Origin of the sequence: Saccharothrix sp. NRRL B-16314, assembly GCF_000716595.1 — a bacterium.
Classification (GTDB): Bacteria; Actinomycetota; Actinomycetes; order Mycobacteriales; family Pseudonocardiaceae; genus Actinosynnema.
This window is the reverse complement of record NZ_JNXC01000063.1, coordinates 1-8,388: the sequence shown is the minus strand read 5'-3', so window position 1 is coordinate 8,388 and position 8,388 is coordinate 1. Positions and strand designations below refer to the sequence as shown.

The 8,388-nt window shown below is 71.6% G+C and carries 7 protein-coding genes and 1 pseudogene; 4 read left to right on the top strand and 4 right to left on the bottom strand.

What is annotated here, in order from left to right:
• Positions 1-261: 261 nt before the first annotated feature.
• The 4 genes from groL to OQ02_RS38800 all read right to left on the bottom strand — a co-directional run bounded on the left by groL (position 262) and on the right by OQ02_RS38800 (position 4,428).
• Positions 262-1,884 carry a chaperonin GroEL gene (groL, locus tag OQ02_RS38815; RefSeq protein WP_033443688.1) on the bottom strand — a complete coding sequence of 541 codons (1,623 nt, stop codon included), beginning with the start codon at positions 1,882-1,884 and terminating at the stop codon, positions 262-264.
• Between the two features lie 218 nt (positions 1,885-2,102).
• Entirely contained in the window at positions 2,103-3,332 is a 1,230-nt protein-coding gene (locus tag OQ02_RS38810; RefSeq protein ID WP_033443687.1) for a serine/threonine-protein kinase, read from the bottom strand.
• Between the two features lie 153 nt (positions 3,333-3,485).
• The gene (locus tag OQ02_RS38805) at positions 3,486-3,692 is read right to left on the bottom strand and encodes a cold-shock protein (RefSeq protein WP_033443686.1); all 207 of its coding nucleotides are present in this window, start codon (positions 3,690-3,692) and stop codon (positions 3,486-3,488) included.
• A 91-nt stretch (positions 3,693-3,783) separates the two neighbouring features.
• Positions 3,784-4,428, bottom strand: coding sequence for an AIM24 family protein (locus tag OQ02_RS38800; protein ID WP_033443685.1), 645 nt, complete (start codon positions 4,426-4,428; stop codon positions 3,784-3,786).
• Positions 4,429-4,482: 54 nt separating this feature from the next.
• Here OQ02_RS38800 and moeA point away from each other — a divergent pair, with 54 nt between their 5' ends.
• From moeA to OQ02_RS38780, 4 genes and pseudogenes are all read left to right on the top strand, one after another.
• On the top strand, positions 4,483-5,697 hold the full coding sequence (moeA, locus tag OQ02_RS38795) for a molybdopterin molybdotransferase MoeA (RefSeq protein WP_051773468.1): 1,215 nt from the start codon (positions 4,483-4,485) through the stop codon (positions 5,695-5,697).
• 175 nt (positions 5,698-5,872) lie between these two features.
• Positions 5,873-6,586 (top strand): phosphatidylserine decarboxylase, encoded by a 714-nt coding sequence (locus OQ02_RS38790; protein ID WP_033443684.1) that lies wholly within the window; start codon positions 5,873-5,875, stop codon positions 6,584-6,586.
• A gap of 4 nt (positions 6,587-6,590) precedes the next feature.
• Positions 6,591-7,562, top strand: coding sequence for a CDP-diacylglycerol--serine O-phosphatidyltransferase (gene pssA / locus OQ02_RS38785; protein WP_033443683.1), 972 nt, complete (start codon positions 6,591-6,593; stop codon positions 7,560-7,562).
• A 160-nt stretch (positions 7,563-7,722) separates the two neighbouring features.
• Positions 7,723-8,388 (top strand): annotated as a pseudogene (locus tag OQ02_RS38780) (AAA family ATPase); the annotation flags it as partial.

Here is an 8,388-nt window from a genome sequence, read left to right as displayed (position 1 = left end):
GAGATGTAGAGAGGTCTCGTGGGCTCGGAGATGTGTATAAGAGACAGGTTCGGGGTTCGGTCTCGTTTAACCGAGGGGCGGTAACGGTGTTTCCGTACACTTCGCGGGTGATCTCACCCGATTGTGTAGCTGGGCGGAGGTGAGGCTGCTGTTCCCCACCCATTCCACCGCACCCCCGGCACGCCGAAGGGCCCGGTTCGCCAGAGGCGAACCGGGCCCTTCGTGACTTCGGCCGATCGACGGGTCCGTGACCCTGGTCGATCAGAAGTCCATGCCACCGCCCTCGGGCATGGCCGGAGCCGCGCCCGCCTTCTCCGGCTTGTCCGCCACCACTGCCTCGGTGGTCAGGAACAGCGCGGCGATCGACGCGGCGTTCTGCAGCGCCGAACGGGTGACCTTCGTCGGGTCCGGCACGCCGGCCGCGAGCAGGTCCTCGTACACGCCGGTCGCGGCGTTGAGGCCGTGGCCGACGGGGAGGCCCTTGACCTTCTCCACCACGACGCCGCCCTCAAGGCCGGCGTTGACGGCGATCTGCTTCAACGGCGCCTCGACGGCGACCTTGACGATGTTCGCACCGGTCGCCTCGTCGCCCTCGAGCTTCAGGCCCGCGAACGCGATCTCGGCGGCCTGGAGCAGCGCCACGCCACCACCGGCGACGATGCCCTCCTCGACGGCGGCCTTGGCGTTGCGCACCGCGTCCTCGATGCGGTGCTTGCGCTCCTTCAGCTCCACCTCGGTGGCGGCGCCGGCCTTGATGACCGCGACACCGCCGGCGAGCTTCGCCAGGCGCTCCTGCAGCTTCTCGCGGTCGTAGTCGGAGTCCGACTTCTCGATCTCCGCGCGGATCTGGTTGACGCGGCCCTGGATCTGCTCGGCGTCACCCGCACCCTCGACGACCGTGGTCTCGTCCTTGGTCACGACGACCTTGCGGGCCTTGCCCAGCAGCGACAGGTCGGCGTTCTCCAGCTTGAGGCCGACGTCCTCGGTGATGACCTGGCCACCGGTGAGGATGGCGATGTCCTGGAGGATCGCCTTGCGGCGGTCGCCGAAGCCCGGCGCCTTGACGGCGACCGACTTGAACGTGCCGCGGATCTTGTTGACGACGAGCGTGGCCAGGGCCTCGCCCTCGACGTCCTCGGAGATGATCAGCAGCGGCTTGCCGCCCTGCATGACCTTCTCCAGCAGCGGGAGCAGGTCCTTGACGGTGGCGATCTTCGAGCCGTAGAGCAGGATGTACGGGTCCTCGAGGACCGCTTCCTGCCGCTCCGGGTCGGTCACGAAGTAACCGGAGATGTAACCCTTGTCGAAGCGCATGCCCTCGGTGAGCTCCAGCTCAAGCCCGAGCGCGTTGCTCTCCTCGACGGTGATGACACCTTCCTTGCCGACCTTGTCCATCGCCTCGGCGATGAGCTCGCCGATGGTGGTGTCGCCCGCGGAGATGGACGCCGTGGCGGCGATCTGCTCCTTGGTCTCGACCTCCTTGGCGGTCTTGTGCAGCTGCTCGATCACGGCTTCGACAGCCTGCTCGATGCCGCGCTTGAGGCCGAGCGGGTTCGCACCCGCGGCCACGTTGCGCAGGCCCTCGCGGACCAGAGCCTGGGCGAGCACGGTGGCGGTCGTCGTGCCGTCACCGGCGACGTCGTCGGTCTTCTTCGCCACTTCCTTGACGAGCTCGGCCCCGATCTTCTCCCACGGGTCCTCGAGCTCGATCTCCTTGGCGATGGAGACGCCGTCGTTGGTGATGGTCGGCGCGCCCCACTTCTTCTCGAGCACGACGTTGCGGCCCTTGGGGCCGAGCGTCACCTTGACGGCGTCGGCGAGAATGTTCATGCCACGCTCGAGACCGCGGCGGGCATCCTCGTCGAACGCGATCATCTTGGCCATTGCGGTGTGTTCCTCCGCCTGATTACGAATGGGGCCACTGCGGACGCTCGCCCACAGCGGAACACGGTGCTTCGGCCAGGCTCGGTGCCCGCGACGGACGACCTGCCCCCTGGGAGGGGACCGGCCTCACCAGTCCCAGCCTGCGTGTTGGCACTCGGGTGGTCCGAGTGCCAATACCGTGTTTAGCACTCGACGGAGGAGAGTGCAAGAAGAGCTGGTCAGCGGGACGTCCGAACGGGCACGCTCGTGGGCAGGGGTTTCCCGCTCGTCGTGCCCCCGACCTCGATGGACTGGCTGGTGCCCGGCCCGCCACCCGGTCGGGGAGGTTCGTCCTTCGGGGCGAAGATCACGACGAGGACGACGATGAGCGCGATCGCCACCGCGCCGGCGAGGACGGGCGCGAACCACGCGGGACGGGACTTGGTGGTGGCGGTGAACGCGCTGGCGCCGACCTGGGCGGGCGGGCGGAGCCGCACCGGGTCCTGGAGGAAACCGGGCTGCTGCTGTTGCTGCGGGTAGGGCGGCCGGTAAGGCTGCTGCTGCGCCGGCACACCACCGGTCTGCGGGCCCATCGGCGGCCCGCCGGCGTCACGGCGGGGCGGCGGCGTGCCCTGCGGCGCGGCGGACAGCGCGACCCGGGCCGCGGCGACCAGCTCGGCGCACGACCCGAACCGCTGGGACGGGTCCTTCGCCGTGCCCCTGCGCAGCACGTCGTCGATGGCCGGCGGCAGCGACACCATCGCGGTCAGCGGCGGGATCTCCGCGCCCAGGTGCCCCTGGATGACGTCCTGCACGGTCCCCTGGAACGGCGGCCGACCGGACAGGCAGGCGAACACCATGCACGCGAGCGCGTACTGGTCGGTGCGCCCGTCGAGCGGTTCGCCGCGCAGGTGCTCGGGCGCGGCGTAGGTGGGCGAGCCGAGGAAGTCGCCGGTGCGGGTGCGGTGCCCGGTGGCGCCGCGCCGGGTCAGCCCGAAGTCCGCGAGGTAGACGTGCTCGCCGGCGGCCTCCTTGGCGGTGACCAGCACGTTCGCCGGTTTCACGTCGAGGTGGACCAGGCCCTTGCCGTGCAGCATGTCGAGCGCTTCGGCGACCTGGCCGAGCAGCGTCAGGGTGCGCGCGGGCGAGAGGGGGCCGTCCTTGATGTGCGACGCGAGGTCCTGGCCGTCGACCAGTCGCATCGCGATGTAGAGCAGCCCGTCGACCTCGTCGAAGTCGTAGAGCGGCACGATGTTCGCGTGGTCGATCGCCGAGGTGTTGCGCGCCTCGTCGACGAACCGCTCCCGGAACTCGGCGTCCGCGGTGAGGTGCTCGCCGATGACCTTCAGGGCGACCTTCCGACCGAGCCTGACGTCCGTGGCCTTGTAGGTCACGCTCATGCCACCCCGGCCGAGCACGCCGTCGATCCGGTAATGGCCCAACCGTCGCCCGCTCAGGTCCTCCGACACGCGGGGCAGCCTAACGTCCCGGTACGGGGGCCGGCGCCGGGTTGCCGCCAATCGTTGCCCGCCGGCAACCGTCGCCGCCCCGGCGGTGGTCGCCCGAGCGGGAGAGCCCGCGGGGAAAGCGCCCGACCCGCCGCGTGGCGGGTCGGGCTGAGATCACGGTGCCTTCCGGACGTCCGATGCCTGACTGCGGCCGTCGCGGCCCGCCTGGATCTCGAACTCCACCCGGTCGCCCTCGGCCAGCGTTCGGAAACCTTCCATCTGGATCGCCGAGTAGTGCACGAAGACATCCGGCCCGCCGTCGGCCGCGATGAAGCCGTACCCCTTCTCCGAGTTGAACCACTTGACCGTGCCGACAGCCAAGACGTCCTCCTTTGAGAAATACCCTGAGCAAACCGCCACGCTAGAGGCACGAGGGGGTTCGCCGATACCTCCTTATGGAGTCATGACGGGATTAGGGGCGGACGCTGAATCCGTTGTCGCGCAACCAACTGACCAATCCGCGCGGGCTGCGGGTCCGGGTGAGCACGAGACCGGGGCCGGCGAAGTCGAGAACGAGTCCTTCGCCGTTCCGAACCGATTGGGACGCGCCGGGGGAAACGGCGCGCAGCCGGCACTGGACGGTGTCGGCGAAAGCGACGACGTGGCCGCTGTCGAGGGTGACGAGTTCGCCGGGTTCCAAAGTGACCACGTCGAGGGTGCCGTAGCAGCTGAGGACCACGGGGCCGGTGCCGAACGCGTAGGCGAGGAAGCCGTTGTCGCCGCCGTGCAGCGCCCGCACGGGTGGGGCGGACGGGTCGAGGCGGACGGTCGCGGCGGAGGCGAGCCAGGCGTTGCGGGAGACGCACCAGCCGGTGGTGCCGTCGAGTTCGAGCACGTGCAGGTCGCCGGGCAGGGGCGGCGCGACGTCCACCCAGCCGCCTTCGGCGCTCGCGGTGCACAGCGCGGCGGTGAGGCCGGGCGCCTTGGTCTTGCCGTCGACACCGACGCCGTAGCTGGTCGCGAGCACGGAGGAACGCTCGACGAGCACCGGTTCGGCGGGTGCGAGCATGAGCCGGGCCACCCCGAACGTCGGGGTGTGACGGGTCCTGACCTGCAACGTTCCCCCTGTCGTGATCAGCCGGTTGGAGCAGTCTGCCATGAGGCGGGCAGGATGGTGCGCGTGTCCAACACGCTGACCCGAGTCGCTGATCACAAGGCCCGCGTCGCCGGGCTGCTGGGGATGATGCCGGTGGTGGAGTCGCCGGTCGGCGACTGCCTCGGCCTGGTGCTGGCCGCCGACGTGGTGGCGTCGGTGCCGCTGCCGCCGTTCGACAACTCGGCGATGGACGGTTACGCGGTGCGCGCGGCGGACGTGGCGTCGGTGCCGGTGGAGCTGCCGGTGGCGGACGACATCCCGGCCGGGCGGACGTCGTCGGCGCCGTTGGAGCCGGGGACGGCGCACCGGATCATGACGGGCGCGCCGATGCCGGCCGGTGCGGACGCCGTGGTGCAGGTGGAGTGGACGGACGGCGGCACGTCGGTGGTCCGGGTGGACCGCGGGGTGGCGGTCGGCGCGAACGTGCGGCGGATGGCGGACGACGTCGCGGCGGGGACGACGGTGCTGCGCGCCGGTGCGGTGCTCGGCCCGGCGCAGCTGGGGTTGGCGGCGGCGTTGGGGTTCGGCGCGCTGCCGGTCCGCCGAAGGCCTCGGGTGCTGGTGCTGTCGACGGGGTCCGAGCTGGTGGGGCCGGGTGTGGCGTTGGCGCCGGGGCAGATCTACGAGTCGAACGGCGTGATGCTGGCGGCGGCGGTGCGCGAGTCGGGCGGTGAGGCCGAGCTGCTGCGGTTCGTGCCGGACGACGTCGAGGAGTTCCACGCGGCGATCGGGCCGCGGTTGGCGTCGGTGGACCTGCTGCTCACGTCCGGCGGGGTGAGCGCGGGGGCGTACGAGGTGGTGAAGGACGCGTTCACGGGGCGGGGCGTGGAGTTCACGAAGGTCGCGATGCAGCCGGGCGGGCCGCAGGGCGCGGGGCGCTACCAGGGCGTGGCGGTGGCGACGCTGCCCGGGAACCCGGTGAGCGCGCAGGTGTCGTTCGAGGTGTTCATCCGGCCGGCGCTGCGGGCCGCGATGGGGTTCGCCCGGGTGGAGCGGCCGACCGCCGTCGCGCGGCTGAGCGCGCCGATCACGTCGCCGGCGGGGCGCACGCAGTTCCGGCGCGGCGCGTACGACCCGGACTCGGGGCAGGTGGTGACGCCGGTGGGCGGGCCGGGTTCGCACCTGCTGTCGGCGTTGGCGATCAGCAATTGCCTGATCGAGGTGCCGGAGGACGTCACGGAGCTGGCGGCGGGGACCGAGGTCGCGGTCCGCCTCCTGCACGGAGAGTAGTGCGGAGTTGACCCTCCGGCGTTGATCACTCGTGTGACCGGGATTACACTCGTGGTGGTCCCCGGCTGGTTCGGTCCGTGCGTTCGTCGGGGGACGCACGGGCGGGCGGGCCGGGGGCCGGCGGAGCCGCGTAGCGTGTGGCGGGCCGGAAGCACTGCCCTGACACGGAAGAGCCATGACCGCCGATCGCGACAAGAACCGTGGTGCCGTCTCCCACTTCGTAGAGCTCGCCCGGGGCATCGTCCCCCCGATGCACCCCGCGGGCCGCCCCTTCGTGGCGGGCGCAGCCGTCGCGACACTGCTGCTGCGCCGGTACTCCCGCCGCTTCGGCGTCGCCGGTGCGCTGCTGACCGCGTGGGTCGCGTGGTTCTTCCGCGAACCCAAGCGCACCACGCCGACCAGGCCCGACATCGCCGTCGCGCCCGCCGACGGCACGGTGTCGCACGTGGTCGAGGCCACGCCGCCCGCCGAGCTGGGCCTCGGTTCCGCGCCGATGACCAGGATCAGCGTGTTCCTGTCGGTGTTCGACGTGCACGTCCAGCGCGTGCCCGTGCCCGGCCTGGTGCGGCAGGTGTCGTACCGGCCCGGCAAGTTCCTGTCCGCGGACCTGGACAAGGCGAGCGAGGACAACGAGCGCAACACGGTGTGGCTGAGCACGCCGTCCGGGCACGACGTGGTGGTCGTGCAGATCGCCGGCCTGGTGGCGCGGCGGATCGTGTGCGAGGTCGCCGAGGGCGACAAGGTGGCGGTCGGGCAGACGTACGGCCTGATCCGGTTCGGCTCGCGGGTCGACCTGTACGTGCCGGCCGGCAGCCGGGTGCTGGTGGAGGCCGGGCAGCGCACCATCGGCGGCGAGACCGTCCTCGCCGAGCTTCCTTCGGAGGGCTGAGCGGATGGCTCCGAGCGGGCCGGGAATCAGGCTGCTGCCGAACGCCATCACGGTGCTGGCGATGTGCGCCGGGCTGTCCGCCGTGCACTTCGCGATGATCGGGATGTGGGGCGCCGCGATCGGCTCCATCGCGGCGGCGGCGGTGTTCGACGGGCTGGACGGGCGGATCGCCCGGATGCTCGACGCGACCAGCAAGATGGGCGCGGAGCTGGACTCGCTGGCGGACGCGATCTCGTTCGGGGTCGCGCCCGCGCTGGTGATCTACGTGTGGAAGTTCGGCGGCGACCGGCAGGGCTGGGTCGTCGCGTTGATCTTCGCCGTGTGCATGGTGGTGCGGCTGGCGCGGTTCAACACGCTGCTCGACGTCGAGCAGCCGCCGTTCGCGAAGGAGTTCTTCGTCGGCGTGCCCGCGCCGGCCGGCGGGTTGTTGCTGCTGCTGCCGTTGATCGTGGACGAGCAGCTGGGCCGGGCCGGGTGGTGGTCCGGTTCCGTTGTCGTCGCGCTGTGGACGGTCGGGATCGCGTTGCTGCTGGTGAGCCGCATCCCGACGCTGTCGGTGAAGACGATCAAGGTGCCGCCGCGCCTCGTCGCGCCGCTGCTGGTGCTGGTCGGGTTGCTGGCGGCGGCGGTGATCACGTTCCCGTTGGTGGCGTTGATCGCGGCGATGCTGGTGTACCTGGGGCACCTGCCGTACTCGGTGCGGCGGTACCGGTGGTTGGCGAAGCACCCGGAGGCGTGGTCGGTGGCGGCGGCGGACCGACGGGCGATCAAGCGGGCGCACGGGGTGGCGGCGCGGCGGTTGGGGTTGCGGCAGCCGTTGCGGGGGCGGGTGGCCGGTGCGGCGATCCGCGCCGTGCGGCGGCCTCGTCGGGTCGCCGACCCGACGCAGGTGGCGGCGGAGACGAACGGTCAGGCGAGGCCCGGCAAGCGCCGCGGATGGCGCCAGATCGGCCTCCGCCGGCACGATCGCCCATGATCGCCTAAACTGCCCCTGACCAGCCGTTTCCTCGTCCGACGACTGACACCAACGGGTGATCATCGGCCGATCACCGACAGAAACGCTGTTATCTCCGACCTGAAACGTCGGTTGAAACAACGAGGCCGCGACCAACCGCAGACCCAACTACGCTCGACCCGTGATCACCCTGACGGCCCGCCTCTCCCCCTCGGCCCTCGACACCCGCCGAGGCGTGGTCCGCCTCCACCCGGAGGTCCTGGACGCCCTCGGGCTGCGCGCGTGGGACGCGGTGCGCCTGACAGGCGCCCGGGTGAGCGCCGCCCTCGCCGCCGCCACCCCCGGCGACGGCCCGCCCGGGGTGGTCTTCGTGGACGACGTGACGCTGTCGAACCTCGGCGTGGTGGAAGGCGCGGAGGTGGTGGTCGCACCGGTCGACGTCGCCGCCGCCCGGACCGTGACGGTCGCCGGGTCGCGGTTGGCGAGCACGTCGCTGACACCCGAGACGCTGCGCATGGCGCTGACCGGCAAGGTGCTCACGGTCGGCGACGCCGTCTCCCTCCTGCCACAGGACCTCGCCCCGCCGCCTGGTGCGGACGTGAGCGCGACGCGGCAGAAGCTGTCGAACGCGATCGGCATGACGTGGACCAACGAGCTGCTGACCATCACGTCCGCCGACCCCGCTGGTGGGCCGGTGGCCGTGCAGCCGTCGACGGTGGTCGGGTGGCGGGATGGTGCGCGGACCGGGGACGCGCCTGCTGTCGTGGCCGGGCCGGGTTCGGGGTCTGGGGCGGCTGGGGCGGGTTCGGGGTCTCGGCCGGGTGGGTCGGGGTCGGGGCTGGCGGGG